The organism is Cryobacterium shii (assembly GCF_004402595.1).
Classification (GTDB): Bacteria; Actinomycetota; Actinomycetes; order Actinomycetales; family Microbacteriaceae; genus Cryobacterium; species Cryobacterium shii.
On the sequence record NZ_SOFY01000068.1, the window covers coordinates 15,073 to 40,651 of the forward strand.

Sequence of the window (25,579 nt, forward strand, 5' to 3'; positions counted from 1 at the left end):
GCCTCCTACCGGTCCGCGCGGGAGCGCAGCTTGTGCGTCAGGCCCGTTTTCACGCTCAGCCACTCCGACTCGATCACCGAGAAGACCACCGTGTCGCGGAGCGCGCCGTCGGGCGATTGACGGTGGTTACGCAGGATGCCGTCCTGTTTGGCCCCGAGGCCGGCGATCGCCGCCCGGGACTGCTGGTTCATCCAGTGGGTGCGGAATTCGACCGCGATGCAGCGCAGGCTCTCGAAGGCATGCGTGAGGAGAAGAAGTTTGCTCTCGGTGTTGATTCCGGTGCGCTGGGCGCCGGCCGCCGTCCAGGTGGAGCCGATCTCCACCCGCCGGTTGTCCGCATCCGCGTCCATGAACGTCGTCATGCCGCAGATCAGGCCGGTGTCGGTGCGCCGCACCGTGAAGGGCAGCATGCTCTGCTCCCGCTGCAGGCGCAGCCGTCGGTCGATCTCCGCCCGCATCTCCTCGGGGCGCGGAACGGCGGTGTACCAGAGGTTCCAGAGCTCACCGTCGGCGCTGGCCGCCACCAGCCCGTCGTGGTGCTCGGCGGCGAGCGGTTCGAGGGTGACGAGGTTTCCCGCCAGGGTGACGGGGCTGAGAAAAGACATGCCAGAACGATAGCAAGGGGGCGCTCGTGCACATTTTGGTAACGGTCCTGGAGTGTCCTTTCCAACCGTGATCGCCGGGGATACTCTCGGCACAAACCGGAGGGAGACGACGGATGCCCCGTCCGAGCACGCACGGTACCGTTCCCCCGTCCGAAGCAGCCGGCACCGCACGGTCCGCGCCCTTGGGCCCCGTGACCATGCAGGGTCCGCCGGCCATCTCCACCGACATTCCGCTTCAGTCGCAAGCGCTGCAGCCGGCAGCGCTGGGCTCCGTCCCGGCTCCGCCCGCCCACCCCGCGCGGAGCCTGCGCCGCACGATCGCCGACACCGACCTGGTCGTGCACCCGCTCGCCCTGGGCGGCAGCGTGTTCGGCTGGACGGCCGACGGCGCCACGAGCACGAGCGTGCTCGACCGGCACCGGGAACTCGGCGGCAACTTCCTCGACACGGCCGACAGCTACACCTCCGGGCGTAGCGAAGTGATCATCGGGGCGTGGCTGCGCTCCCGCCGGGCCAGGGACAGCACCGTCATCGCCACCAAGATCGGCAAGAACCGGGACAACCCCGGCCTCTCCTCCCGCAGCATCATCGGGGCGGTGCACGCCTCCCTCGACCGGCTGGGCACCGACTACATCGACCTGCTGCACTTCCACTTCGACGACCCGACCGTTCCCCTGGAGGAAAGCCTCGGCGCCGTCGACGTGCTCATGCGCAGCGGCCAGGTGCGTTACCTCGCCGCCTCCAACTTCTCCGCCGAACGGCTGATGGAGGCGAGGGTGCTCGCCGCCAACGGCCTTCCCCGCTTCGTGGCCCTGCAGACGCAGTACAGCCTGCTGCACCGCACCCCGTTCGAGTCCTCACTGGCCCTGGTCACCGGTGCGCAGGGACTGGCGGTGCTGCCGTATTTCGCGCTCGCGCACGGCTTCCTCGCCGGCCGGTACCGTTCCAAGGCCGACCTGCAGAAGACCACCCGCGCCTCCCGGGCAGCCAAACATCTCAACCGCCACGGGTTCCGAGTGCTGGCCGTGCTCGACCGGATCGCCGAGGAACACGAGGTGGCGCCCGCGGCGATCGCGATCGCGTGGCTGATCGCGCGCAGCCCCGTGGTCGCCCCGGTGGCCAGTGCCAGCCACCCCGACCAGGTGGAGGCGCTGGTGGCCGCGGCCGGCATCCGTCTGACGCGCGGCGACATGGTGGACCTAGACCGGGTGTCTGCGCATTGAGTAGGCGCCCACGATCCGCTTCCCGACTGCCGCAGCCCTGACGAGCCGCCCGGCTCGTGCCCCGGTTGGCTTCCCGGTCGTGACGGTGCCGTGACGTAAGGTGGGTGATGTCATGAACGGTGCCGTCGAATTTCCTCTGGACCTGCCCGAACTCTCCTTCCACGCGGCCGGGGAGTCCCTTGTGCGACGCACCGTGCTGCCCAGCGGGGTGCGCATCGTGTCGGAGCACGTGCCCGGCAGTCGCAGCCTGACCATCGGCTACTGGGTCGCCGTCGGTTCCCGCGACGAGGCGCCCGGCCATTTCGGCTCCACCCACTTTCTCGAACACCTCCTGTTCAAGGGCACGAAACAGCGCACGGCGTTGGACATCGCGATCGCCTTCGACTCCGTCGGCGGCGAGCACAACGCGATGACCGCCAAGGAATACACCTGCTATTACGCCAAGGTGCAGGACCGGGACCTGCTCATGGCGGTCGAGGTGCTCACCGACATGATCACCTCGTCCCTGCTCGACCCGGTGGAGTTCGAGAACGAGCGCGGCGTCATCCTCGAAGAACTCGCCATGGCCGACGACGACCCGGCGGATGTCGCGAACGGGCGCTTCTTCGAGGCGATCATGGGCGACCACGCGCTCGGGCGGCCGATCGGCGGCAGCCCGGACACGATCCGGGCCGCGACCCACGCCGCGGTGCTGGAGCACTACCGGGCCAACTACCGGCCCCAGGATCTCGTCGTCACCGTTGCCGGGGCCGTCGACCACGATGTGCTCGTCGCCGCGGTGACCCGGTCCCTGGCCCTGGCGGGCTGGGACCTCAGCGTCTTCGCGCCTCCGGTGGGGCGGCGCAGCGGCAGCCCGGTCGCCCTCAGCCAGGGTGCACCGGTCACGATCGTTCAGCGGCCGCTCGAGCAGGCCAACATCCTGATGGGCTTCCCCGGGCTGCTCGCCACCGACGACCGCCGCGTGACCATGAGCGTGCTGAACTCCATCTTCGGTGGCGGCATGTCCTCCCGCCTGTTCCAGGAGGTGCGCGAGAAGCGCGGCCTGGCCTATTCCGTCTACTCCTTCGCCCCCGGCTACTCCGATGCCGGCCTGTTCGGCATGTATGCCGGCTGCACCCCGGCGAAGGCCGGCCAGGTGGCCGAGCTCATGCTCGGCGAGCTGCACCGCATCTCGGAGCACGGCGTCACGGCCGACGAGATGAAGCGGGCCGCGGGCCAGTTGTCCGGCGCATCCGCACTCGCCCTCGAAGACTCCGACACCCGGATGTCCCGGCTCGGCCGCGCCGAGATCACGCTCGGCGAGTTCATCGACCTCGACGAGGCCCTGCGCCGCCTCGCGCGGGTCACGGCCGAGGACGTGCGTGTCCTGGCCGCCGAGCTGTCCGCCGGGCCGCTCTCCATCGCCGCGGTCGGCGCCCTCGACCCGAACATCTTCGCGGCCGTCATGGCGACGTCCGTCCGCCCCTGACCGCACCCCTGCCCCACACCCCCGAGGCCGCAACACCGTCGTACGGCCTCCGCGCACCGAATTGAAAGAGAACCACGTGCCCCACTACATCTACCTTGTCCGCCACGGTGAGCAGCAGGATGCCGAACACGGGCTGCCCGACGGGCCACTGTCGGCCCGCGGCACGCGCCAGGCGCAGCTGATCGCCGAGCGCCTCGGCGGGGTTCCGTTCACGGATGCCTGGCACTCGCCGCTGCAGCGCGCCGCCGAGACCGCCCGGATCATCGCGCAGCGCCTGCCCGCCCTGACCCCGGTGCCGTCGCCGCTGCTCTTCGACTGCATCCCCTCCGGGATGGCGCCGCAGACCCCGGCCGCCTACGCGCCCTTCTTCGGCGCCGTCTCCGAGGCGGAGATCGAAGCCGGCAGCGCGCAGATGGAAGACGCCGTCGCCGAGTTCCTGCAGCCGCGCCGCGGCGACCGCCACGACCTCCTGATCACCCACAATTTCGTCATCGCCTGGTTCGTGCGGGAGGTTCTCGGCGCACCCGACTGGCGCTGGATCAGCATCAACCAGGCCAACTGCGGCCTCACCGTGCTGCACCAGAAGCCGGGGCGCCCCTGGACGATGGTGACCCACAACGACACCGGGCACCTGCCGGTGGAACTGCGCACGGGCCTGCCCGACCCGCTCCTCTTCTAGCGGTTCCGGCTTCGGGCGGCCTCAGCTCGGGGCGAGCCGCTTGCGGTACCAGTTCGTGGCATTCGGGTTGTCGTTGTACGGCTCGCAGGAGTCGTAACCGGAACGCGCATAGAGCGCACCGGCGGCCGTGAGGCTCGCGTTCGTGTCGAGCACGACCTCCGCCGCGCCGAACGCGCGGGCGCGCCGCTCCAGCTCGGTCAGCAGGCTTCGGCCCCAGCCGCGGCCCCGCACGTGCGGCTGCAGCCACAGGTGCTTGACCTCGTACCGCGTCTCGCCGGCCGCGGAATCCTCGATCCGGCGGATGCCCCCGCAGCCCACGAAGACGTGCTCGACTTGGGCCTGCTTGGCGTGGTCCTGCTTGGTGCCGGCCTGCTCGGTGCCCGCCTGCTCACCCACCAGCAGGAACACCCCGCGTGGCGGAATGAACTGGGCCGGGTCGGGGAACGTGGTGCGGTACCGGCCCTGCCGGGACGGGAAGCTTGACTCCCGGTCGCTGAAGTACTGGGTCAGCAGGGCGATCGAACCGGCATCCGTCACCGACACGTCGCTGAAGGCCGGGGCTGGGGAATCAGGCATGGCCCAAGGCTACTTCGATGCGCCCGGGCGGCAAGGGCTCGGGGTCCCTTGGTAGATTGGATGCCATGACAACACGGGTGGCCATCGTCGGCGTAACGGGCACGATGGGCCGTCTGGTCTCCGGGCTGGTCGAGCAGACCGACGGCTATGAACTCGTCGCCGGGCTGGATTCGCGGAGCGAGCTGTCCGAGATGCTAGGGGCGGAGGTCGTGATCGATCTGACCCTGCCGCGGGTCAGCCAGAGCGTGGTGGACTTCGCCGTGGACCACGGGCTGCGCGTGCTGGTGGGGACCTCCGGCTGGTCGCAGGGCCGGATCGACACCCTCGCCCACCGGATCGCCGGACGTGAGGACACCGGGGTCATCATCATCCCCAACTTCTCGATCGGGTCGGTCATCGCCACCGCCCTGTCCGCGATGGTGGCCCGTTTCTACGACTCGATCGAGATCGTCGAGGCCCACCAGGCCGGCAAAGTGGACTCGCCATCCGGCACGGCCGTGCGCACCGCCGAGCTGATCGGGCGAGCCAGGGCCGACATCGGCCCGGTCGCCGCGCCGCACACCGACCAACGCGCCCGCGGCCAGCAGGTCTCGAGCGTGCCCGTGCACAGCCTGCGACTCGAGGGGATGCTGGCCCGTCAGGACGTCATCTTCGGCGGAGCCGGGGAGACCCTCACCATCAGCCACAACACCCTGTCGGCGGCCGCCTACGAACGCGGCATCCTGCTGGCCCTCGCGGCTGCGCGCACGGCCACGGGCGTCACCGTCGGGCTCGACCAGATCATCGACCTCGGGCTGGGGGAGCGGGGTGCGCCGTCGAGCGGCCCGGCTGCGACCGAACCGGCGCCGACGGATCCGGCTGCGACCGGTCCGGCGCCGACGGACCCGGCGCCGACGGATCCGGCCGCGACGGGTGCGGAGGTGCGGGCATGAAGGGCCGCGTCGCCGCCGGCCTGATGGCCCTGCTGCTCGCCTTCTACCTGGTCCTCGTCGGCTGGCGCGCGATCCTGTTCCTGCAGAGCGGCGAACCGGTCGGCATCGTGATCGGGGTGGCGCTGCTCGTGCTCCCCCTGATCGGGACCTGGGCACTGGCGGCCGAGGTCCGGTTCGGTCGCAACTCCGAGCGGCTCGTTCACCGACTCGAGGCCGAGGGCGGGCTTCCCGTCGAGGACCTGCCGATCCGGCCGAGCGGACGCCCGATGCGGGCTGCAGCGGATGCCGAGTTCCCGGTGTTCCGGGCGGCCGTCGACGCCGCCCCGGAGGACTGGCGCGCCTGGTTCCGGCTGGGCCTGGCCTACGACGCGTCCGGGGACCGTCGCCGGGCTCGCGGCGCCATCCGTACCGCTATCGCCCTGGAGCGCGCCGACGCCACGGCCGCTGCCCCGCCCGCAGCCCCCTAGCCCGCCCGCAGCCCCAACCCGCCGGCAGCCCCCGCGCGGGTCCGAGGCGCCCCACAACCGCTCCGGCCCGAACGAATTCGACGGAGATTTTGCCCGGATCGGCCCGGAATGGCCGAAATGCGTGTTTTTACAGCCGAATCTCCGTCGAATTGGTTGGACGCTGGGGGGCTGCTGCTGCCGGGGTCAGGGCCGGCGGAGCATCGCGGCGACGGCCTCGGCCACCGTGCGGTGGGCGAACACGAAGCCGTCGCGTTCCAGGCGTGACGCCGAGACCTGCTGGTCGGCGAGCAGGAGCTGACGGGCGGCGTCCTGCAATGCCAGGGTGAGCACGAATTCGGGGACCGGCAGGAGAAACGGCCGGTGCAGCGCGTCGGCCACGGCCCGGATCACGGCGTTGGCCGTGGCCGGCGTCGGCCCCACCACGTTCACCGGGCCGGACAGGGGAGACGTGAGCAGGTGCACGATCGCGGCAGCCTCGTCGTGCAGGCTCACCCACGGCCAGCCCTGCGTGCCCTTGCCGAGCGGCCCGGCCAGGCCGACTTTCGCCAGCGGCAGCAGCGGCTTGAGGGCCCCGCCCCGGGCGATGACCAGCCCGGTGCGGAAGGTGACGACCCGGGTCTGCTCGGGTGCGCGGGACGCCTCGGACTCCCACACCGACACGACCTTGGCCAGGAAGTCGCTGCCCGGGGCGGAATCCTCGGTCAGGACCTCGTGCGGGCGGTTGCCGTAGATGCCGACGGCCGACGCGTTCAGCAACACCGACGGCGGGGTCGTGCGGCGACGCATCGCATCCGTCAGCGTGCGCGTGGCCTGCACGCGGGAATCGAGGATCTCCCGGCGGTAGCCCGCCGTCCACGGCAAACGCGCGAGGGAGGCGCCCGACAGGTTGATCACCGCGTCGACGCCGTCGAGCGCGGCCGCATCCATGCTCAGGGCGGCCGGATCCCACCGGAATTCGGTGCTGCCGCGCGGTTCACGGCGCACCAGCCGGGCGACCGTGTGCCCGGATGCGCCCAGCTGGGTGCGGAGTTCCGTGCCGATGAGTCCGGATGCGCCGGAGACCAGTACTCGCATGGCGGTGAGTCGGCTCTAGGCCAGTTCGGCTTCGATCGTGATCGGGATGCCGGCCAGCGCCTTCGAGATCGGGCAGTTCGCCTTGGCGTCCTCGGCGAAGGCCACGAACTCTTCCTCGGTCAGCCCGGGGATCTTCGCGCTGACCAGGAGGTGGCTGCCGACGACGCCGACACCGGCCTCGAACGTGATCGCCGCGGTGGTCTGGATGCTGTCGGGGACGTGGCCCGCGGCGCTGAGGCCGTTGGCGAGTGCCATCGAGAAGCAGGCCGAGTGCGCGGCGCCGAGCAGCTCCTCCGGGTTGGTGGTGTTCGGGGTGCCGACCGCGCGGGCCTGCCAGGTGACCGGGAACTCGGCGGCGGTGGAGGAATCGAGGGTGACGTTCCCGGTGCCGGACTTCAGGTCGCCGGTCCAGACGGTTGTTGCTTCGCTGGTGAGTGCCATGGTGTTACCTCCTGGAAGTGAAGCTCCAGCCTAACCGGCGGCCCGGCCCGGATGAAGGAATATCCCAGCCGATGTTCAGCTAAACGGATTCACCGGCCGGCCTCGGCCCGACCGGCGCCGCCGAGCGCCCCGGCGCGCAGCAGGAGCAGGTACAACTGGCAGCCCAGGCAGTAGTCGAACACGGCGTTCAGAAACGCGGCGACGAAGGCGGCCGCGGCGGCCACCCCGACGGCCGGGTCGATCCCGGCGACGCCCAGGACGACCCCGACGAGGGTGACCACCAGGCCCACCCCCTGGGCGAACGTCGGCGGGGCGGGGTTCTCCAGGGCGGCCGGGGGCGCCAGCCGTGGTCGGACGAGCTTCTTGAAGACGATGCCGTACGGGTGACGGCCGGCCCCGGCGAACGCGCCCCACGCGAACAGACCGGCGAGCCCGGCCAGCAGCAGCAGGGCGGCCACGGATGCCCCGGTCAGCGAAAGGAACACCACCACGAGCAGCAGCACGGCGGTGATCGCGGCGCCGAAGCGCGGCCCCCGCGGGTCGAGGTCCGGGCGGGCGGTTCGGGGTTTCACGGATCGCGGTTCAGCGGGCGAGACGGACATGGGCGCTCCCGGTGAGGTCGTCGAGGTGCTCCAGGATGCCGGCCCGGTTCGGGGCCCCGCCGATGCGGGCGCGCACCCGGCCCGTCTCGTCCAGGATCAGCGTGGTGGGGGTCTGCATGATCCCGAACCGGTTGGCCAGGTCGCGCCGGTGGGTGATGTCGATGTCGACGTGGGCGACCCCGGGACGGGACTCCGCCAGCCGGGTCAGCAGCGCGTGCGTGCCGGGGCAGCGGGCGCAGTGGTCGGTGGAGAACTGGAGCAGCGTGCCGAGTGCTCCGAAGGACACGGGGCTGCCGACATCCGCCGGGGTGAGCGGCGCGTCCGCCCTGACCGGTGCGGTGCGCCCCTGCCGGGCCCGCCAGAGCAGCCCGAGCACGGTGGCGCCCGCGACGAGGGCGAGGAGGAGGCTCAGGGCCGGGATCGGGTTCATGCTGCGACGGTACGCGTTCGGCCGGGCCGGCGGGGCAGTATGACGACACGTTACGGGCGCGGGGCCGGCGGGGACAGGCGAGGTCGAGGCGCGCGCGAAGCGCGGGTGAGGCGACGCATCCGGCGAGCCAGCGCATCCGTCGGCCGGCGACCGGGTATCGTGTGAGCCGTGCCTGAGATTGAGTTTCGCTCCGATGTGACCGTTGAGCTGGTTCGTGCCAGCGCCCACGACTCCGATGTGCTGTTCGCCGCACGGGTGTCGACGCAGGGGGAGCAGACCCTCGCGAAGGCCCGGCTGGAGGAGTCCGACGCCGAGGCCTCGAGCAAGGGCGACAGCGGTCTGATCAACTACCTGATGCGCGACCGTCACGGCTCGCCGTTCGAGCACAACTCGATGACCTTCTACGTGCAGGCGCCCATTTTCGTCTTCCGCGAGTTCATGCGGCACCGCATCGCCTCCTACAACGAGGAATCGGGCCGCTACCGCGAGCTGAACCCGGTCTTCTACCTGCCCGCCGCCACGCGCAACCTGGTGCAGGTCGGCAAGCCCGGCGCCTACGACTTCCTGCCCGGCACCGCCGAGCAGTCCGCGCTGGTCGACCAGCTGACCCGCGAGGCGTCCGCGCACGCCTACGCGTCGTACCAACGGATGCTCGAGGCCGGCGTCGCCCGCGAAGTCGCCCGCATCGTGCTGCCGCTGAACATCTTCTCCTCGATGTACGTGACCATGAACGCCCGGTCGCTGATGAACTTCCTCAGCCTGCGCACCAAGCGCGAGGGAACTCATTTCCCGTCGTTCCCGCAGCGCGAGATCGAGATGTGCGCCGAGAAGATGGAAGACCACTTCGCGGCACTCATGCCGCTCACCTACGCCGCCTTCAACAAGAACGGCCGCGTCGCCCCGTAACGCCCCGCGTAGCCCCGTAACCTCAGCCCAGCCCCGGTCCCCGCCCCTGACGAATTCGACGGAGATATTGCCGCAAAAAGCCGTTTTGGCGCCGTAACGGCGCGATTCGGCCAAAATCTCCGTCGAATTCGCACCGGCTGGGGCTGCGTGCGCTGCGACGCTGACCGGTAACCTGTCTCTCGTGTCTATGTCTCAGAATCCCTTTGGCCAGGTCCTCGTCGCCCTGGTGACTCCGTTCACCGCCGATGGCGAGGTCGACTGGCCGGGGGTGGCGAAGCACATCGACGACGTCATCAACGCCGGCGCCGACGGCATCGTCGTCACCGGCACCACCGGCGAGACGTCCACCCTGACCGACGCGGAGAAGATCCGTCTGGTCGAGGTCGGCAAGGACGTCTCGGGCGGGCGCGCCAAGATCATCACCGGCGGCGGGTCCAACGAGACCGCCCACGCCATGCAGCTCGCCAAGCAGAGCGAGAAAGCCGGCGCCGACGGCAACATGATCGTCACGCCCTATTACAACAAGCCCACCCAGGCGGGTGTGCTCACCCACTTCCGCATGATCGCGGATGCCACGGACCTCCCGGTAATCCTCTACGACATCCCCGGCCGCACCGGCATCCCGATCGAATACCAGACGATCCTGCGGGCCGCGAAGCACCCGAACATCCTGGCCGTCAAGGATGCCAAGGGCGACCTGGCCCAGGTCAGCCGGGTGCTGAACCAGACCGACCTGATGTATTTCTCCGGCGACGACCCCAACGTGCTGCCGCACCTTTCGATCGGCGCGACCGGCCTGATCGGCGTCACCGCCAATATCGCGGCGACGCCCTACCGGCAGATGGTGGACGCCGTCAACGCGGGCGACCTCAAGGCCGCGACAGCCGCGCACCAGCAGCTGGAACCGCTGGTGCGGGCCTGCATGACCCACGTGCCCGGCACGGTCGCCGTCAAGTACATCCTGCACGGCCTCGGCCGGATCAAGAGCCCCCGCGTGCGCCTGCCCCTGGTCGGCCCCGAGGAGTGGGAAGCTGCCCAGATCGAAGACGAAATCGACCTGGTCAAGAACATCCCCGGAGTCGACTTCTCGAACTTCCGTCCCGACCGCAACGCCGCAGCCGGCGGCGCACTGCCGAAGGTCGCGGGAACCACACGCTGAACGCCACACCGACTCCCTAGGAGGGCCCATGCCCATCGACGTGTACGACCCGGCCGCGCTCGAACCGGGCACCCTGCGCATCATCCCGATCGGCGGCCTCGGCGAGATCGGTCGCAACATGACCTCCTTCGAGATCGACGGCAAGATCCTGATCGTGGACTGCGGCGTGCTGTTCCCCGAAGAACACCAGCCCGGGGTCGACCTGATCCTGCCCGACTTCGGCCCCATCCGTGACCGTCTCGACGACATCCTCGGCGTGGTGCTCACGCACGGCCACGAGGACCACATCGGGGCCGTGCCCTACCTGCTCCGGCTGCGGCAGGACATCCCGCTGATCGGCTCCGGGCTGACCCTCGCGTTTATCGAGGCCAAGCTCAAGGAACACAAGATTACGCCGTACACGTTGCAGGTCAAGGAGGGACAGAAGGAGCGGCTCGGCCCGTTCAACCTCGAATTCGTCGCCGTCAACCACTCCATCCCCGACGCCCTGGCCGTGGCCATCAAGACCGCCGGCGGCACGGTGCTGCACACCGGCGACTTCAAGATGGACCAGCTGCCGCTCGATCGCCGCCTGACCGACCTGCGCGAATTCGCGCGGCTCGGCACCGAGGGCGTCGACCTGTTCCTGGTCGATTCCACCAACGCGGATGTCCCGGGCTTCACCCCCACGGAACGCTCCATCGGTCCCGTGCTGGACGACGTCATCGCAAGGGCTCCCCGCCGGGTGATCGTGGCCAGCTTCTCCAGCCACGTGCACCGGGTGCAGCAGGTGCTCGACGCCGCCCACGCGAACGGCCGCCGGGTCGCGCTCCTCGGCCGGTCCATGGTGCGCAACATGACCATCGCCGCGGACCTCGGCTACCTCACCGTGCCGGACGGCGTGCTGGTCGACTTCAAGAAGGCCGGCAACATCCCGGACGACAAGATCGTCTACATGTCCACCGGCTCGCAGGGCGAACCGATGGCCGTGCTCAGCCGGATGGTCAACCAGGACCACCAGGTCGAGGTCGGCCACGGCGACACCGTCATCCTGGCGTCCAGCCTGATCCCGGGCAACGAGAACGCGGTCTACCGCATCATCGACGGCCTGACCAAGCTCGGCGCCGCGGTCGTGCACAAGGGCAACGCCAAGGTGCACGTCTCCGGGCACGCCGCCGCGGGCGAACTGACCTACTGCTACAACATCCTCAAGCCCAAAAACGTGCTCCCCGTGCACGGCGAATACCGGCACCTGGTCGCCAACGCGAAGCTCGCCGTGGAGACCGGGGTCCCCGAGGCGAACGTGCTGCTGGCCGAGGACGGCACGGTGATCGACCTGCGGGACGGCGTGGCCCGCAAGGTCGGGCAGCTCGACATCGGCTACGTCTACGTCGACGGGTCCACCGTGGGCGAGATCACCGAGGCCGACCTCAAGGACCGGCGCACCCTCGCCGAGGAGGGCTTCATCTCGATCATCATCGTGGTGGACGCCCAGACCGGCAAGGTCATCGTCGGCCCGGAGATCCACGCCAAGGGCTTCGCCGAAGACGACTCCGTGTTCGACGCGGTGCGGCCCAGGATCGTGGCCGCCCTGGCCGAGGCCGCGGAGAACGGGGTGCGCGACCCGTTCGCCCTGCAGCAGATCGTGCGCCGCACGGTCGGCCGCTGGGTGAACACCGCCTTCCGCCGCCGGCCGATGATCGTTCCGCTGGTGATCGAGGCCTGACCCCGTTCACGACACGGATGCCGCCGCCCGCCCCGGTGGGCCGCGGCATCCGGGTCAGGGTGAAGGGGCGTCTCTCCCAGACACCCGCCGTCGCCTAACCCCCAATGTCAGGGGTGGGAAGTACCGTTGACGGTATGGCTACGAGCACTAAGTCGAACGGCCGCGCCCGGAGCACCCCCGCGCGCGGCACCCCGGCGCGCAAGCCCGTCAGCAGGACCGCGACCCAGAAAACGGTCAAGTTCACCGCGGTGGACACCAGGCCGAGTGCTTTCGTGCGGTCCTGGATGGCGCTCGCCCACGTCACCGGCGGCGCCGCCCGCGCCCTCGGTCCCGAGCAGCTCTCCAAGGAGGAACGCCGCGACGGGCTGCCCTTCTTCCTGGTCCTCCTGGCCATCGCCGGCGCGGTGATCGAGTGGTTCCTGATCAACGAGCCCGTCGCGCAGACCCTCGACGCCTGGTCCTTCGGCGGGCTGTTCGGGCGGGTCGCGTTCGCCCTGCCGGTCATCATGCTGCTCTTCGCGGTCTGGCTCTTCCGCAAACCCAGCTCGGTGCACGACAACGGGCGCATCGGCATCGGCCTCTCGCTCCTGCTCGTATCGGTGTCCGGGCTGTGCCACATCTTCGGCGGCCAGCCGGCTCCCAGTGACGGCATGGAAACCCTCGCCCTGTCCGGCGGCGTCATCGGCTGGATGGTCGCGGCGCCCCTGATCTACCTGACCACCGCCATCGGCGGCACCATCGTCGTCATCCTGCTGCTCACCCTCAGCCTTTTCATCATCACCAAGACCCCGCCGAACCGGGTGGGGGAGCGCAGCCGCGAACTGTACGCGTGGCTGTTCGGGGCGCAGCTCCCCGACGCCGACGAGCGGGCGGCCGCCCGCGAAGCCAGCCGGGAGGCCAAAGCGGAGAAGTCCGTGCAGGTCGAGCTCGACGGGGTCGACGACGACGTCAGCACCCTGCCGTGGTGGCGCCGCAACACCAGCAACCGCGAGGAAGACCCCGACTTCGGCAGCGCGATCAGCACGGAGCACGCAGCCGGCCAGGCCGCCGCGGACCCGCTCAGCACCCTGCTCGGCGGCGACAAGCGAGGCAGTTTCGACACCGCGCTGGAGAAGGTCCCCGAGGTCCCCGCCCACGAAGTCCCCGCCCACGTGGTCCCCAGCCTCAACCAGGAGCACTACGGCACCGAGGTGCTCCAAGACCTGCTCCGGGCCGAGGACGCCCTCAAACGCTTCACCGGCGAGATCGACCTCGCGCGCGGCTCGGCCACCGGCCTCCAGCCCGACGAGCAGACCGGGCTGACCGAGGTGCTGCCCGGCTTCGACGAGCTCGACCTCGCGGCGGCGGCGAGCGGCCCCGCCCAGGTCCCGGGCCCGGGCGCCGACGAACCCAAGGCCCCCTACGTGCTGCCGTCGGACACCACGCTGATCCAGGGCCCGCCGGCGAAGGCGCGCTCGGCCGCCAACGACGAGATCGTCAAGTCCATCACCGAGGTGCTGCGCCAATTCCAGGTGGATGCGAAGGTCACCGGGTTCTCCCGCGGCCCGACTGTGACCCAGTACGAGATCGAACTCGGCCCGGGCGTCAAGGTGGAGCGGGTCACCGCGCTGAGCAAGAACCTGTCCTACGCCGTCGCCTCCAACGAGGTGCGGATCCTCTCGCCCATCCCCGGCAAGAGCGCCATCGGCATCGAGATCCCGAACACGGACCGCGAGATCGTCACCCTCGGCGACGTGCTCCGCTCCGCCACGGCCACCAACAGCACCCACCCGATGACCATCGGCGTCGGCAAAGACGTCGGCGGCGGCTTCGTCGTGGCCAACCTGGCCAAGATGCCCCACCTCCTCGTGGCCGGCTCGACCGGGTCGGGCAAGTCCAGCTTCGTGAACTCCATGATCACGAGCCTGCTGATGCGCGCCAAGCCGAGCGAGGTGCGCATGGTGCTGATCGACCCGAAGCGGGTCGAACTGGCCGCCTACGCCGGCGTGCCGCACCTGATCACCCCCATCATCACCAGCCCGAAAAAGGCCGCCGAGGCGCTGCAGTGGGTGGTGAAGGAGATGGACATGCGGTACGACGACCTGGCCAGCTTCGGCTTCCGCCACATCGACGACTTCAACAAGGCCGTCGTCAACAACGAACTCGTGCTTCCGGCCGGCAGCATGCGCACCCTCAAGCCCTACCCCTACCTCCTGGTCGTCGTCGACGAGCTCGCCGACCTGATGATGGTCGCCCCGCGTGACGTCGAGGACTCGATCGTGCGCATCACGCAGCTGGCGCGCGCCTCCGGCATCCATCTGGTCCTCGCCACCCAGCGCCCGAGCGTCGACGTCGTCACCGGCCTGATCAAGGCCAATGTGCCTTCCCGCCTGGCGTTCGCCGTGACCAGCGTCACCGACTCCCGGGTCATCCTCGACCAGCCGGGGGCGGACAAGCTGATCGGGCAGGGCGACGCCCTGTTCCTGCCGATGGGGGCCTCCAAGGCAATCCGGGTGCAGGGCGCCTGGGTCAACGAGGCCGAGATCGAACGCGTCGTCAAGCACGTCACCCTGCAGGCCCGGCCCGACTACCGGCCGGATGTCTCCATGGTCGCCCCGCGCAAGGAAATCGACTCCGACATCGGCGACGACCTCGAGGTGCTTCTCGCCGCGGCGGAACTGGTGGTGTCGACCCAGTTCGGATCCACCTCGATGCTGCAGCGCAAGCTCCGGGTCGGCTTCGCCAAGGCGGGACGCCTGATGGACCTGCTCGAGTCCCGCGAGATCGTCGGCCCCTCCGAGGGATCAAAGGCTCGCGACGTGCTCGTCAGCGTCGAGCAACTGCCCGGCGTGCTCGCGCTGCTGCGCGGCTCCGACGCCGAACACCACGCCGCCTCCGCGAATGCCCAGGCGTCCGCCTCCCACCAGGCCGATGTGAGGCCCGACCCCCGCTACGCCGGCGACCCGGTCGCGAAGATGTCGGAGGGATACCCTGAAGAAGAGGCATCCCCCGATGAAGACGCCTGGCAACTGACCGACAGGGAGTGACCCATGGCCACCGCATCAACGCCCGGAAAATCAACGCCCGCCGCCCGGCCCAGTAACTGGAACCTGCCCAACCTGATCACGGTCGTGCGGATCCTGCTCGCCCCGCTGTTCATCTGGATGCTCCTCGCCGACGCCGGGCAGGACGGCGCGCTCCGCTGGTGGGCCGCTCTGCTCTTCATCGTCGCGATCGCGACCGACGGGATCGACGGGGCCATCGCCCGCCGGCACAACCTGGTCACCGACCTGGGCAAGATCCTCGACCCCATCGCCGACAAGGTGCTCACCGGCGGGGCGCTGGTGTGCCTGTCCATCCTGGGCGAGCTGTGGTGGTGGGTGACCATCGTCATCCTCGTTCGTGAAATCGGCATCACGGTGTTCCGGTTCGTGATGCTGAAAGACCGGGTGATCCCGGCGTCGCGGGGCGGCAAACTCAAGACCGTCATGCAGTCCGTGGCCATCTCCCTGGCCCTCGTGCCGTTGTGGCTGGTGCTGGGCGACTGGATCTACTGGGTCAACTGGACCGCGATGGCCCTGGCCCTGATCCTCACGGTCGTCACCGGCATCGACTACCTCGTCGCCGCGCGTCGGGAGAACCGCAGTTCACGGTCGCATGCCTGACGAGCCGTCGCTGTCTGCGCCGCCGCTGCCTGAGCCGCTGCTGTCTCAACCGTCGGCGGCGACGGATGCCACGGCGCTGCTGATCGCCGACCTCACCAGGCTGCACCTGACCCTGGCCGTGGCCGAGTCCCTGACCGGCGGCGCACTGGCGGCCGAACTGATCCGCATCCCCGGCGCATCCGTCGTCGTGAACGGGGCCGTGGTGGCGTACCAGACCGAGCTCAAGCACAGCCTGCTCGGCGTGGACAGAGCCCTGCTGGCCGAGCACGGACCCGTGCACCCGGACGTGGCCCGCCAGATGGCGGCCGGCGCGCGCACACGGCTCGCGGTCGGGGGCCGGGACGCGGACATCGGCGTCGCCACCACCGGGGTCGCCAGCCCCGACGCCCAGAGCGGACACGCCCCCGGCACAGTGTTCCTCGGCCTCTCCCGGGGCTCCGAATCGTGGGCCGTCGAGCTGCGGCTCGACGGCGATCGCGCCGGGATCCGCGCCGGAACCGTCGCCCGTGCGGTGGAAGCTGTGCGCCAGCTGTTAGCCCGGGAAACAGTGGAATAGTTCCCCGGATCCGCCGGTTACACCGAGCAGATTCACAAGAAAAGTCCAGTCGTCATCGTTAGTGTCGGGGTATTCAAGGTTGTAGTACTCTTGCGATCCAATACACGAAACCAACCGGTCGAGTGGGCGCCAGTAATATCAATCAGTACTTGATCAGCACCAGTAATCAGTACGAGAAGGAGGTTCCGATGATTCTTGTTAGACAGGAAATCGGCGATGTGCTCAGGGACTTCCGCCTGCAGAAGGGGCGCACACTCCGCCAGGTTGCGAGCAAGGCCAGCGTGGCTCTCGGCTATCTGAGCGAGGTCGAGCGTGGACAGAAGGAAGCGTCTTCCGAGATTCTGGCCTCCGTTGCAGATGCGTTGGAGACCCCGATCTCGGTCATCATGCGGGAGGTCGGCGAGCGACTGGCGGTCATCGAGGGAATCGACAGGTTCCCCGACACCGTTCCGGACGAACTCGTGGCCACCTACGACGGCATGATGGTGCGCTAGTTCACACTGTCATTCCAGCCCATTCCCATGTTCGCTTCAGTTCCCAAGTTCGGTTGAGCGACCATGCGTCTCAGTGAATTCCGCCAAGCGTTGAAGGATGAATTCGGTGACGCCTATTCGCGAGTCCTCACCCGCGACCTGATCCTCACCCCGTTCGGATGCACCGCCGACCAGGCCCTGGCCGGCGGTGCTTCTGCGCGCGACGTGTGGCTGGCTCTCTGCGACGAGACGGATGTCCCGCAGAGCCGCCGCCACGGCGCCGGCCTTCCGGCCGCTCGCCTCTGACCCTTCGGCCCGGGACTCCGTTCGGCCCGGGCCTTCGCGTGGCGTGTTTCGACGACACGCCATGAAAACTGTGCCAATTCTCGAATACGTGTTCGCATCTTGGTAGGCTCCTCAACAGCAGACGACGCAAGCGAACCATCCACTTACGCGGCAGCACCCGACCCGGTGTCGGAGGCGCCACGTACAGTCGGGTTTCGTCAGCGGCAGACAGCACTTGCCTTGTTGAGAGTGGGCACCGGGGTCTTCCCGGTGGTCGGGTTCGACAGCCTATAGGCGCCACAACGCACGACCGAAGGAGACCATTATGGCATCAGCAGCAGATCGCGAAAAGGCACTCGACATCGCCCTCGCGGCAATCGACCGCCAGTTCGGCAAGGGTTCGGTCATGCGTTTGGGCAGCGACGAGCGCGCACCCGTCGACACCATCTCCACGGGGTCGATCGCGCTGGACGTGGCCCTCGGCATAGGCGGCCTGCCCCGCGGCCGCATCGTGGAGATCTACGGCCCGGAGTCCTCGGGTAAGACCACCCTGACCCTGCACGCCATCGCCAACGCGCAGAAGAACGGCGGCATCGCCGCGTTCATCGACGCGGAGCACGCCCTCGACCCCGAATACGCCAAGAAGCTCGGCGTGGACATCGACGCCCTCCTCGTCTCGCAGCCCGACACCGGTGAGCAGGCGCTGGAGATCGCCGACATGCTGGTGCGAAGCGGGTCCATCGACCTGATCGTCATCGACTCCGTGGCCGCGCTCGTGCCCCGCGCCGAGATCGAGGGTGAGATGGGTGACTCGCACGTCGGCCTGCAGGCCCGGCTGATGTCGCAGGCGCTGCGCAAGCTCACCGGCGGGCTGAGCCAGACCAACACCACCATGATCTTCATCAACCAGCTGCGCGAGAAGATCGGTGTCTTCTTCGGCAGTCCCGAGACCACCTCGGGCGGTAAGGCGCTGAAGTTCTATGCGTCGGTGCGCCTCGACATCCGCCGGATCGAGACCCTGAAAGACGGCACAGAGGCCGTCGGTAACCGCACCAGGGTCAAGGTCGTCAAGAACAAGATGGCGCCGCCTTTCAAGCAGGCCGAATTCGACATCATCTACGGCATCGGAATCTCCCGCGAGGGCAGCCTGATCGACTTCGGTGTCGACCAGGGCATCGTCAAGAAGTCCGGCGCCTGGTACACGTACGACGGCGACCAGCTCGGCCAGGGCAAGGAGAACTCGCGCAACTTCCTGCTGCGCAACCCGGACATGGCCAACGAGATCGAGAAGAAGATCCTCTTCAAGCTCGGCGTCGGTCCGGAAGGTGCCGCAGCCAAGAAGGCCGAGAAGGACGCGGCGGCAATCGCTGCCGCCGCAGCCGCGGAGACCGCCAAGGTAGCCGCCGCCGCCAAGGCCGAGTCGATCCAGACGAAGCTCGCCGCACGCAAGGGAGCGTAGCGCCGTGGTTCACTTCGAACCCGCCGACGAGGTGATCTCGCTCAGCGCCGCACGGCGCAAGAGCGCGGCACGCACTGCCCCGCAGCCTTCCGTCCCCGCTCCGGCCGTCGGCCGCGACTCGGACGCGGACGACGATGCGCTCGCTCCGGTCAGCTACCTGCGCGGTCAGGCCGGAAACCGGTTCGCAGAGGCCGGTGACGGCGCTGACGCCGGGGACGATGCCCCGCTCGGCGCCTCGGTCGGTGCTGGGGCCGGCGTCGGGGACGGCGCCGGGCCGGAGGATGGAGACGATGACGAGGCAGCCGCGCCGGTGTTCGACGCGGCCGCGGAACGGGCGCACGCCGAACAGGTGCTGCTGCAGCGCCTGCGCGGGCGTTCGCTGTCCATCGCGGAGGCCCGCACGGTGCTGTCCTCGACGGACGTCGAGGACGCGGACGCCGAGGAGATCATCGAGCGCTTCATCGAGCTGGCGTACATCGACGAAAGCCGGTTGTCCGACCAGATCCTGCACAGCCACCACGAGCGCAAGGGACTGGGGCGCACCGGTGTGCAGGCCGAGATGCGCCGACGCGGCCTCGACCACGACCTGATCCTGGCCAAGCTCGAGGAAATGCCCGACGACGAGACCGAACGGGCCATCGAGGTGGCCGTCAAACGGGTGGGGCAACTCGGCCGGCTCGACGACCAGACCATCGACCGCCGGCTGAATGCGTTCCTGATGCGCAAGGGCTACCCGTCCTCCATCGTGCGGGTCGCCGTGAAGGCGGCGCTGGATTCCCGCGGTGGTTCGTCGGGCTCGTCGAGCGTCAGGTTCCGCTAGGTCGCAGGCATTTCCGGCGGGCGTGAGCCGGGGCTCTGGCCCCGGCTCGGCATCCTCAGGTCCCGCGCGTAAGCTATATCCACTATGACCAGCAGCACCGCTATGCCCCAATTCTCCAGCGCCGAGACGCTGAGCACGCCGACCCTGATCCTGCCGTCCGTGGCGGCCCACGACGCGGAGGGCCGCGCCCGCACCTACGAGGTGCGCACCTTCGGCTGCCAGATGAACGTGCATGACTCCGAGCGGCTGAGCGGTTCGCTCGAGGCGGCCGGCTACGTGCCCGCGAACGGCGACGAAGCCGACATCGTGGTACTCAACACCTGCGCCGTGCGGGAGAACGCCGACAACAAGCTCTACGGCAACCTCGGTCACCTGGCCTCCGTCAAGCGCCGCCACGAGGGCATGCAGATCGCGGTCGGCGGATGCCTGGCCCAGAAGGACAAGGACGTCATCCTCAAGAAGGCGCCCTGGGTCGATGTGGTCTTCGGCACCCACAACATGGGGTCGCTGCCGAGCATGCTCGAGCGCGCCCGACACAACGGCGAGGCTCAGCTCGAGATCCTCGACGCACTGGAGACGTTCCCGTCCACCCTGCCCACCAAGCGCGACTCGAGCTACAGCGGCTGGGTGTCGATCTCGGTCGGCTGCAACAACACCTGCACGTTCTGCATCGTCCCCGCCCTGCGCGGCAAGGAGAAGGACCGCCGGCCGGGCGAGATCCTCGCCGAGATCCAGGCCCTCGTCGACGACGGCGCGATCGAGGTGACCCTGCTCGGCCAGAACGTCAACTCCTACGGGGTTGAATTCGGCGATCGCCTCGCGTTCGGCAAACTACTGCGCGCGGCCGGCAAGATCGAGGGGCTGGAACGCATCCGTTTCACCAGCCCCCACCCGGCCGCCTTCACCGACGACGTGATCGACGCCATGGCCGAGACGCCGGCGGTCATGCCGCAGCTGCACATGCCCCTGCAGTCCGGGTCGGACCGGGTGCTGAAGGCCATGCGACGGTCCTACCGCTCCGCGCGGTTCCTCGGCATCCTCGACCGGGTGCGTGCGCAAATGCCGCACGCCGCCATCAGCACGGACATCATCGTGGGCTTCCCCGGGGAGACCGAGGAAGACTTCCAGGAGACCCTGCGGGTCGTGGAACTGGCCCGGTTCGCCACCGCGTTCACCTTCCAGTACTCGATCCGCCCCGGCACGCCGGCCGCGACCATGGCCGAGCAGGTTCCCAAGGAGGTCGTGCAGGACCGGTACGAGCGTCTGGCCGCCCTGCAGGAGCGCATCTCGTGGGAAGAGAACCAGGCCCAGATCGGCCGTGAGGTCGAGCTGCTCGTGGCCAACGGCGAAGGCCGCAAGGACTCCGACACCCACCGGCTGAGCGGGCGCGCCCCCGACAGCCGCCTGGTGCACTTCGACGTGCCGGACGGATCGGAACTGCCGCGCCCGGGCGACCTCGTCACCGTGACGGTGACCCAGGCCGCGCCGTTCCACCTGATCGCGGACTCCAGCGACGGCGCGCCGCTGCGCATCCGCCGCACCATCGCCGGCGACGCCTGGGACCGCATTCAGGCCGAGGCCTGCGGCGTGCCCAGCCACGGCGGGGCCTCCGGCGGGGCCGGCGCGGTCTCCCTCGGGCTGCCCACCCTGCGGGTGGGCTCGCCCGCGGCCACCGGGTCCAGCACCACGCCCATCTACGACGTCACCGACGGGGAGCGCTAGGCGGGTGCCGGGCCCGAAGCCCGGAACCGTCACCGGTCCAGCCGTCACCGACGCAGCCGGCGCCGACCCGGCCGGCACGGGCACGGCGCCCGCCGTCGACCCGACGCTCATCGTCATCGTCGGCCCCACCGGCACGGGCAAGTCCGAGTTGTCCCTCGACCTCGCCGCGCGACTGGCCGAGACCGGGCGGCCCGCGGAGATCGTGAACGCCGACGCCATGCAGCTCTACCGCGGCATGGACATCGGCACCGCGAAACTGCCGGTGGCCGACCGTCGCGGCATCCCGCACCACCTGCTCGACGTTCTCGCGGTGACCGACGAGGCCACCGTGGCCCGGTACCAGACCGAAGCCCGCGCCGCGATCACCGACATCGTGGGGCGCGGCCGGGTGCCCATCCTGGTCGGCGGATCGGGCCTCTACGTGTCGAGCGTGGTCTACGACTTCCGATTCCCCGGAACCGATTCCGAGCTGCGGGCCCGGTTCGAGGCCGAACTCACCGCGCAGGGACCCGGGGCCCTCTACACCCGGCTGAAGGCCGTCGACCCGGATGCCGCGGCCCGGATCGGCGCCAGCAACGGGCGGCGCCTCGTTCGTGCGCTCGAGGTAGTCGAAATCACCGGGGCCCCGCACACCGCGGCGCTGCCCGACGCCCCCGTGTACTGGATGCCCGCGCTCACACTCGGGCTGCGCGCACCCCGGGCCGAACTCACCCCGCGGCTCGACGCGCGGGTCGAACGGATGTGGGCGGACGGGCTCGTCGACGAGGTCGAGGGCCTGATCCCGGCCGGGATCGAAACCGGCGTGACCGCCAGCCGCGCCATCGGCTACGCGCAGGCGCTCGGCCAGCTCACCGGCACCCTCACCCGGTCGGAGGCCATCGAGACGACCCAGCAGATCACCCGCCGGTACGCCCGTCGCCAGGTGTCCTGGTTCAAGCGGTCCCCGCAGACGCACTGGATCGACGCGTCGGCCCCCGATCGGCTGGACCGCGCGCTCGCGCGCCTGGCCGACCCGGCCCGGCCCGCCGAGCACTGGGCCGCGGACTCGCCGTCGTAAACTTGGTTCCCATGGGAACTGATCTGAACTTCACCAAGGGCCACGGCACCGGGAACGACTTCGTGCTCTTCGCCGACCCCGACGGGCAGATCGAGCTCACCCCGGACCAAATCCGGGCCGTCTGCGACCGCCGTTTCGGGATCGGCGGCGACGGCATCATCCGTGCCGTGCGCTCCCGCAGCCTGCCCGCCGGGGCGGCGGCCCTCGCCGAGGACGACCAGGCGGAATGGTTCATGGACTACTGGAACGCCGACGGCACGGTCTCGGAGATGTGCGGCAACGGCATCCGGGTCTACACCCGGTTCCTGGTCGAGCAGGGTCTGGCCGTTCTCGAACGCGGTGAGACGCTCAGCATCGGCACCCGCGGGGGCGTGCGCGATGTGCAGCGCGGCGCCGCCGGCTATCAGGTTGACCTCGGCCGGTGGCGGCTCGACGGTGGAGAGCCGCTCGTTCGAGCCAGGAACCTTCCCGTCGCCCGGCCCGGCCTGGGCATCAACGTGGGCAACCCGCACGTCGTCGTCGCCCTCGCGGACGAAGACGAGCTGCTGGGCGCCGACCTGACCGTCGTGCCCCAGCTCGATCCCGCCCCGGCCGCCGGAGCGAACGTCGAATTCGTGCTGCCCGGCGACCCGCTCGTCGTGAACGGGGTCGGACGCATCCGGATGCGCGTGCACGAGCGCGGCAGCGGCGAGACGCTGTCCTGCGGCACGGGCGCCGCGGCCGCCGCCCTGGCCACCCGGCACTGGGCCGGCGCCGGGGCCCCCCACCAGTGGCAGATCGAGGTCACCGGGGGAGTGCTGGGCGTGCGCATGTTCCCGACCGAAGACGGCGAGCACGTCTCCCTGTCGGGCCCCGCGGAGCTCGTCTTCGACGGGGTCTTCCGCCTGAACTGAGTCGCCGCCTGAACTGACCTGCGCGGCGCGCTAGCGGGGCTGCTCGGCCTGCCGCTGGACCCGAAGCACGCGGAAGCCCTTGCTGATGGCCCGGCGAGACGTGGTGAATTCCGAAGGAAGGTCGCCGTCGAGCCAGCGCTGCAGGGAATCGGAGCCGAGGTTGCGCTGCACGACCAGCCAGGCATCCGAGTCCGGCTCCAAACGCGGCAACCAGGTGCGCAGCATCGAGTGCAGCTCGGTCTTGCCGACCCGGATCGGCGGGTTGGACCAGATGGTGCGGAAACTGACGTGGGCGGGAACCTGCTCGGGCAGGACCGCCGTGACGTTGGTGAGGCCCAGCTTCTCGGCGTTCAGGCGCACCAGGTCGAGCGCGCGTTCGTTCACGTCGACGGCCCAGATCGTGGCGCGGGGCGAGGCGAGAGCCAGGTGCAGGCTGATCGGGCCCCAGCCGCAGCCCAGGTCGAGGAAGCCGCCCCCGGGCGGCGGGGTGGGCGCGTTGTTCAGCAGAACCTGGGTGCCGGTGTCGATGTGGTCGGGGCTGAAGACGGAATTGGCGGTGGTCAGCTCGCGTTCCTGGCCTCCCAGTTGTACGCTCACCTGACGGAGTTTGAGGGTGCTGTCGGGTGCCGGGGTGAAATAGTGGTCGGAAGGCATAAAGGGAACTTATCCTGCTTCGAGGAACTAATGTTAAAGCAATGACTGAGTCAAACTTGCCAGGCGACACCGACGACGTGGTCGCACGCGTCCTCGCCAGCGCCGACAGCAAAGCCGCCGGATACTCACTGTTCCGCAGCGGCAGCGCGCAGGCCCTGCAGGCCGAATCCGCCGAGTCGCACGACGGTGAGGGCCACGACGGCGCGCAGCTCGACCGGGAAGACCGCAACGCCCTGCGCCGGGTGCCCAGCCTCTCCACCGAGCTCGAGGACGTCACCGAGGTCGAATACCGCCAGCTGCGGCTGGAGAACGTGGTGCTGATCGGGCTGTACACCCACGGCACCGTCGCCGACGCCGAGAACTCGATGCGGGAACTCGCTGCGCTGGCCGAAACCGCCGGCGCGACCGTGCTCGACGGCCTGATGCAGCGCCGGTCCAAGCCGGACGCCAGCACCTACCTCGGCAAGGGCAAGGCCGAAGAGGTGGCCGGCATCGTCAAGGCGATGGGCGCCGACACAGTCATCGCCGACACCGAGCTCGCGCCCAGCCAGCGCCGCGCGCTCGAGGACGTCGTCAAGGTCAAGGTCATCGACCGCACCGCCGTGATCCTCGACATTTTCAGCCAGCACGCGAAGAGCCGTGAGGGCAAGGCACAGGTCGAACTGGCCCAGCTCGAATACCTCCTGCCGCGCCTGCGCGGCTGGGGCGACTCCATGTCCCGCCAGGCCGGTGGACAGGTCGGCGGCGCGGGCGCCGGCATGGGCTCGCGCGGCCCCGGTGAGACCAAGATCGAACTCGACCGCCGCCGCATCCACACCCGGATGTCCCGGCTGCGCAAGCAGATCCTCGAGATGAAACCCGCCCGCGAAGCCAAGCGGGCCAACCGCAAGCGCAACGCCGTGCCATCCGTTGCCATCGTCGGCTACACGAACGCCGGCAAGTCGAGCCTGCTCAACCGCATCACCCGGGCGGGCGTGCTCGTCGAAAACTCCCTCTTCGCCACCCTGGACGCCACCGTGCGCAAGTCCACGACGGCCGACGGGCGCCTGTACACCCTGACCGACACCGTCGGTTTCGTGCGCAACCTGCCCCACCAGCTGGTGGAGGCGTTCCGGTCCACTCTCGAAGAGGTCGCCGACGCCGACGTCATCGTGCACGTCGTCGACGGTTCACACCCGGACCCGTCGAGCCAGCTGTCGACGGTGCGCGAGGTGATCGGCGAGGTCGGCGCACGGGAGATCCCCGAAGTGGTGGTCTTCAACAAGAGCGACCTGATCAGCGACGACGACCGGCTCGTGCTGCGCGGCCTCTGGCCCCAGGGCATCTTCGTGTCGGCGCGGAGCGGCGAGGGCATCGAGGAACTGCTCGCCGAGATCTCCGACCTGCTTCCTCGACCCGGCATCCGGCTGGACCTGCTCATCCCCTACGAGCACGGCGACCTGATCGCCCTGCTGCACGACCAGGGGCAGGTGCTCGCGACCGAGTACGCCGAGACGGGCACCCGGGTCACGGCCCTCGTGACGGCCGAGATCCAGCCGCAGTTCGCGGATTTCGTCGTGCTGCCCGCCGTCACCGACTGACCGCGTCACAATCCGTCACCGACTGGCGACGTCCCGCGCGGCGTTGTTAGAGTGTCTCCAATCGTTGCCGCCGAGGTCTGTCCTCGGTGGCATGGAGCGACAGCCGAGCCCGGCGCCCGCCCGCGAACACCCGCCAGGCGCGCCCGGCGGTCCGCGGCCGCCCGGCCAG

26 protein-coding genes are annotated in these 25,579 nt (G+C 69.6%); 19 read left to right on the forward strand and 7 right to left on the reverse strand.

From position 1 onward, the window contains the following. Positions 1-5: 5 nt before the first annotated feature. Positions 6-605 (reverse strand): GNAT family N-acetyltransferase, encoded by a 600-nt coding sequence (locus tag E3O49_RS12410; RefSeq protein WP_134365969.1) that lies wholly within the window; start codon positions 603-605, stop codon positions 6-8. 113 nt (positions 606-718) lie between these two features. Between E3O49_RS12410 and E3O49_RS12415 the strand changes: the two genes are divergently transcribed. From E3O49_RS12415 to E3O49_RS12425, 3 genes are all read left to right on the forward strand, one after another. Beyond that, the gene (locus tag E3O49_RS12415) at positions 719-1,828 is read left to right on the forward strand and encodes an aldo/keto reductase (protein WP_241975919.1); all 1,110 of its coding nucleotides are present in this window, start codon (positions 719-721) and stop codon (positions 1,826-1,828) included. 112 nt (positions 1,829-1,940) lie between these two features. Further along, the gene (locus tag E3O49_RS12420) at positions 1,941-3,296 is read left to right on the forward strand and encodes a M16 family metallopeptidase (protein ID WP_134365970.1); all 1,356 of its coding nucleotides are present in this window, start codon (positions 1,941-1,943) and stop codon (positions 3,294-3,296) included. A 76-nt stretch (positions 3,297-3,372) separates the two neighbouring features. Continuing rightward, positions 3,373-3,975, forward strand: a complete 603-nt coding sequence (locus tag E3O49_RS12425; protein WP_134365971.1) for a histidine phosphatase family protein — start codon at positions 3,373-3,375, stop codon at positions 3,973-3,975. A 21-nt stretch (positions 3,976-3,996) separates the two neighbouring features. On the opposite strand, the gene E3O49_RS12430 is transcribed toward E3O49_RS12425, so the two are convergent. Then, the gene (locus E3O49_RS12430; protein ID WP_134365972.1) at positions 3,997-4,551 is read right to left on the reverse strand and encodes a GNAT family N-acetyltransferase; all 555 of its coding nucleotides are present in this window, start codon (positions 4,549-4,551) and stop codon (positions 3,997-3,999) included. Positions 4,552-4,616: 65 nt separating this feature from the next. On the opposite strand from E3O49_RS12430, the gene dapB reads away from it, so the two are divergent. Further along, positions 4,617-5,483 carry a 4-hydroxy-tetrahydrodipicolinate reductase gene (dapB, locus tag E3O49_RS12435; RefSeq protein WP_134365973.1) on the forward strand — a complete coding sequence of 289 codons (867 nt, stop codon included), beginning with the start codon at positions 4,617-4,619 and terminating at the stop codon, positions 5,481-5,483. Beyond that, a complete protein-coding gene (locus E3O49_RS12440; RefSeq protein WP_134365974.1) occupies positions 5,480-5,950 on the forward strand; it encodes a tetratricopeptide repeat protein in 471 nt (156 codons plus the stop codon). Before dapB ends, E3O49_RS12440 begins: the two co-directional genes overlap by 4 nt. Before the next feature lie 183 nt (positions 5,951-6,133). On the opposite strand, the gene E3O49_RS12445 is transcribed toward E3O49_RS12440, so the two are convergent. The 4 genes from E3O49_RS12445 to E3O49_RS12460 form a co-directional block, all read right to left on the reverse strand. After that, positions 6,134-7,024, reverse strand: coding sequence for a TIGR01777 family oxidoreductase (locus tag E3O49_RS12445; protein WP_134365975.1), 891 nt, complete (start codon positions 7,022-7,024; stop codon positions 6,134-6,136). Positions 7,025-7,039: 15 nt separating this feature from the next. Beyond that, positions 7,040-7,465: an OsmC family peroxiredoxin gene (locus E3O49_RS12450; protein WP_134365976.1), complete on the reverse strand. Its 426-nt coding sequence runs from the start codon at positions 7,463-7,465 to the stop codon at positions 7,040-7,042. Positions 7,466-7,554: 89 nt separating this feature from the next. Further along, entirely contained in the window at positions 7,555-8,067 is a 513-nt protein-coding gene (locus tag E3O49_RS12455) for a DUF4395 family protein (RefSeq protein ID WP_134365977.1), read from the reverse strand. Beyond that, positions 8,048-8,497: a TlpA family protein disulfide reductase gene (locus E3O49_RS12460; protein WP_174776167.1), complete on the reverse strand. Its 450-nt coding sequence runs from the start codon at positions 8,495-8,497 to the stop codon at positions 8,048-8,050. The genes E3O49_RS12455 and E3O49_RS12460 overlap by 20 nt, the downstream gene beginning before the upstream one ends. Positions 8,498-8,665: 168 nt before the next feature. Here E3O49_RS12460 and thyX point away from each other — a divergent pair, with 168 nt between their 5' ends. From thyX to dapF, 13 genes are all read left to right on the forward strand, one after another. Beyond that, positions 8,666-9,403, forward strand: a complete 738-nt coding sequence (thyX, locus tag E3O49_RS12465; protein WP_134365978.1) for an FAD-dependent thymidylate synthase — start codon at positions 8,666-8,668, stop codon at positions 9,401-9,403. Positions 9,404-9,584: 181 nt separating this feature from the next. Beyond that, a complete protein-coding gene (gene dapA, locus E3O49_RS12470; RefSeq protein WP_134365979.1) occupies positions 9,585-10,562 on the forward strand; it encodes a 4-hydroxy-tetrahydrodipicolinate synthase in 978 nt (325 codons plus the stop codon). Between the two features lie 28 nt (positions 10,563-10,590). Beyond that, on the forward strand, positions 10,591-12,267 hold the full coding sequence (locus tag E3O49_RS12475; protein ID WP_134402405.1) for a ribonuclease J: 1,677 nt from the start codon (positions 10,591-10,593) through the stop codon (positions 12,265-12,267). Positions 12,268-12,401: 134 nt separating this feature from the next. After that, positions 12,402-15,293 carry an FtsK/SpoIIIE family DNA translocase gene (locus E3O49_RS12480; RefSeq protein WP_134365981.1) on the forward strand — a complete coding sequence of 964 codons (2,892 nt, stop codon included), beginning with the start codon at positions 12,402-12,404 and terminating at the stop codon, positions 15,291-15,293. Positions 15,294-15,296: 3 nt separating this feature from the next. Next, positions 15,297-15,911, forward strand: a complete 615-nt coding sequence (gene pgsA / locus E3O49_RS12485; RefSeq protein ID WP_134365982.1) for a CDP-diacylglycerol--glycerol-3-phosphate 3-phosphatidyltransferase — start codon at positions 15,297-15,299, stop codon at positions 15,909-15,911. Continuing rightward, positions 15,904-16,467, forward strand: coding sequence for a CinA family protein (locus E3O49_RS12490; RefSeq protein WP_134365983.1), 564 nt, complete (start codon positions 15,904-15,906; stop codon positions 16,465-16,467). Before pgsA ends, E3O49_RS12490 begins: the two co-directional genes overlap by 8 nt. A 188-nt stretch (positions 16,468-16,655) precedes the next feature. Beyond that, positions 16,656-16,961: a helix-turn-helix domain-containing protein gene (locus tag E3O49_RS12495; protein WP_134365984.1), complete on the forward strand. Its 306-nt coding sequence runs from the start codon at positions 16,656-16,658 to the stop codon at positions 16,959-16,961. 63 nt (positions 16,962-17,024) lie between these two features. Further along, positions 17,025-17,246, forward strand: a complete 222-nt coding sequence (locus E3O49_RS12500; protein WP_134365985.1) for a DUF3046 domain-containing protein — start codon at positions 17,025-17,027, stop codon at positions 17,244-17,246. 304 nt (positions 17,247-17,550) lie between these two features. Next, positions 17,551-18,684, forward strand: coding sequence for a recombinase RecA (recA, locus tag E3O49_RS12505; protein WP_134365986.1), 1,134 nt, complete (start codon positions 17,551-17,553; stop codon positions 18,682-18,684). Between the two features lie 4 nt (positions 18,685-18,688). Continuing rightward, complete coding sequence (locus E3O49_RS12510; protein WP_134365987.1) at positions 18,689-19,504, forward strand: regulatory protein RecX; 816 nt, start codon at positions 18,689-18,691, stop codon at positions 19,502-19,504. A 102-nt stretch (positions 19,505-19,606) separates the two neighbouring features. After that, positions 19,607-21,226: a tRNA (N6-isopentenyl adenosine(37)-C2)-methylthiotransferase MiaB gene (gene miaB / locus E3O49_RS12515; RefSeq protein WP_134366002.1), complete on the forward strand. Its 1,620-nt coding sequence runs from the start codon at positions 19,607-19,609 to the stop codon at positions 21,224-21,226. A gap of 109 nt (positions 21,227-21,335) precedes the next feature. After that, entirely contained in the window at positions 21,336-22,283 is a 948-nt protein-coding gene (miaA, locus tag E3O49_RS12520) for a tRNA (adenosine(37)-N6)-dimethylallyltransferase MiaA (RefSeq protein WP_134366003.1), read from the forward strand. Between the two features lie 11 nt (positions 22,284-22,294). Further along, the gene (dapF, locus tag E3O49_RS12525) at positions 22,295-23,176 is read left to right on the forward strand and encodes a diaminopimelate epimerase (RefSeq protein WP_134365988.1); all 882 of its coding nucleotides are present in this window, start codon (positions 22,295-22,297) and stop codon (positions 23,174-23,176) included. A 30-nt stretch (positions 23,177-23,206) separates the two neighbouring features. Here dapF and E3O49_RS12530 read toward each other — a convergent pair whose 3' ends face one another. Next, positions 23,207-23,830, reverse strand: a complete 624-nt coding sequence (locus tag E3O49_RS12530) for a class I SAM-dependent methyltransferase (RefSeq protein WP_134451716.1) — start codon at positions 23,828-23,830, stop codon at positions 23,207-23,209. A 41-nt stretch (positions 23,831-23,871) separates the two neighbouring features. On the opposite strand from E3O49_RS12530, the gene hflX reads away from it, so the two are divergent. Next, positions 23,872-25,410: a GTPase HflX gene (gene hflX, locus E3O49_RS12535; RefSeq protein ID WP_134365990.1), complete on the forward strand. Its 1,539-nt coding sequence runs from the start codon at positions 23,872-23,874 to the stop codon at positions 25,408-25,410. Positions 25,411-25,579: the final 169 nt, after the last annotated feature.

Excerpts from the sequence above, each read along its gene's own strand:
- E3O49_RS12430 (WP_134365972.1), bottom strand. The coding sequence starts at position 4,551 with ATGCCTGATTCCCCAGCCCCGGCCTTCAGCGACGTGTCGGTGACGGAT.
- dapF (WP_134365988.1), top strand. The coding sequence starts at position 22,295 with ATGGGAACTGATCTGAACTTCACCAAGGGCCACGGCACCGGGAACGAC.
- E3O49_RS12455 (WP_134365977.1), bottom strand. The coding sequence starts at position 8,067 with ATGTCCGTCTCGCCCGCTGAACCGCGATCCGTGAAACCCCGAACCGCC.
- E3O49_RS12490 (WP_134365983.1), top strand. The coding sequence starts at position 15,904 with ATGCCTGACGAGCCGTCGCTGTCTGCGCCGCCGCTGCCTGAGCCGCTG.
- E3O49_RS12475 (WP_134402405.1), top strand. The coding sequence starts at position 10,591 with ATGCCCATCGACGTGTACGACCCGGCCGCGCTCGAACCGGGCACCCTG.
- dapB (WP_134365973.1), top strand. The coding sequence starts at position 4,617 with ATGACAACACGGGTGGCCATCGTCGGCGTAACGGGCACGATGGGCCGT.
- E3O49_RS12460 (WP_174776167.1), bottom strand. The coding sequence starts at position 8,497 with ATGAACCCGATCCCGGCCCTGAGCCTCCTCCTCGCCCTCGTCGCGGGC.
- E3O49_RS12445 (WP_134365975.1), bottom strand. The coding sequence starts at position 7,024 with ATGCGAGTACTGGTCTCCGGCGCATCCGGACTCATCGGCACGGAACTC.
- pgsA (WP_134365982.1), top strand. The coding sequence starts at position 15,297 with ATGGCCACCGCATCAACGCCCGGAAAATCAACGCCCGCCGCCCGGCCC.
- E3O49_RS12530 (WP_134451716.1), bottom strand. The coding sequence starts at position 23,830 with ATGCCTTCCGACCACTATTTCACCCCGGCACCCGACAGCACCCTCAAA.
- hflX (WP_134365990.1), top strand. The coding sequence starts at position 23,872 with ATGACTGAGTCAAACTTGCCAGGCGACACCGACGACGTGGTCGCACGC.
- miaB (WP_134366002.1), top strand. The coding sequence starts at position 19,607 with ATGCCCCAATTCTCCAGCGCCGAGACGCTGAGCACGCCGACCCTGATC.
- E3O49_RS12495 (WP_134365984.1), top strand. The coding sequence starts at position 16,656 with ATGATTCTTGTTAGACAGGAAATCGGCGATGTGCTCAGGGACTTCCGC.
- E3O49_RS12410 (WP_134365969.1), bottom strand. The coding sequence starts at position 605 with ATGTCTTTTCTCAGCCCCGTCACCCTGGCGGGAAACCTCGTCACCCTC.
- recA (WP_134365986.1), top strand. The coding sequence starts at position 17,551 with ATGGCATCAGCAGCAGATCGCGAAAAGGCACTCGACATCGCCCTCGCG.
- E3O49_RS12440 (WP_134365974.1), top strand. The coding sequence starts at position 5,480 with ATGAAGGGCCGCGTCGCCGCCGGCCTGATGGCCCTGCTGCTCGCCTTC.
- E3O49_RS12415 (WP_241975919.1), top strand. The coding sequence starts at position 719 with ATGCCCCGTCCGAGCACGCACGGTACCGTTCCCCCGTCCGAAGCAGCC.
- E3O49_RS12480 (WP_134365981.1), top strand. The coding sequence starts at position 12,402 with ATGGCTACGAGCACTAAGTCGAACGGCCGCGCCCGGAGCACCCCCGCG.
- E3O49_RS12450 (WP_134365976.1), bottom strand. The coding sequence starts at position 7,465 with ATGGCACTCACCAGCGAAGCAACAACCGTCTGGACCGGCGACCTGAAG.
- E3O49_RS12500 (WP_134365985.1), top strand. The coding sequence starts at position 17,025 with ATGCGTCTCAGTGAATTCCGCCAAGCGTTGAAGGATGAATTCGGTGAC.
- E3O49_RS12420 (WP_134365970.1), top strand. The coding sequence starts at position 1,941 with ATGAACGGTGCCGTCGAATTTCCTCTGGACCTGCCCGAACTCTCCTTC.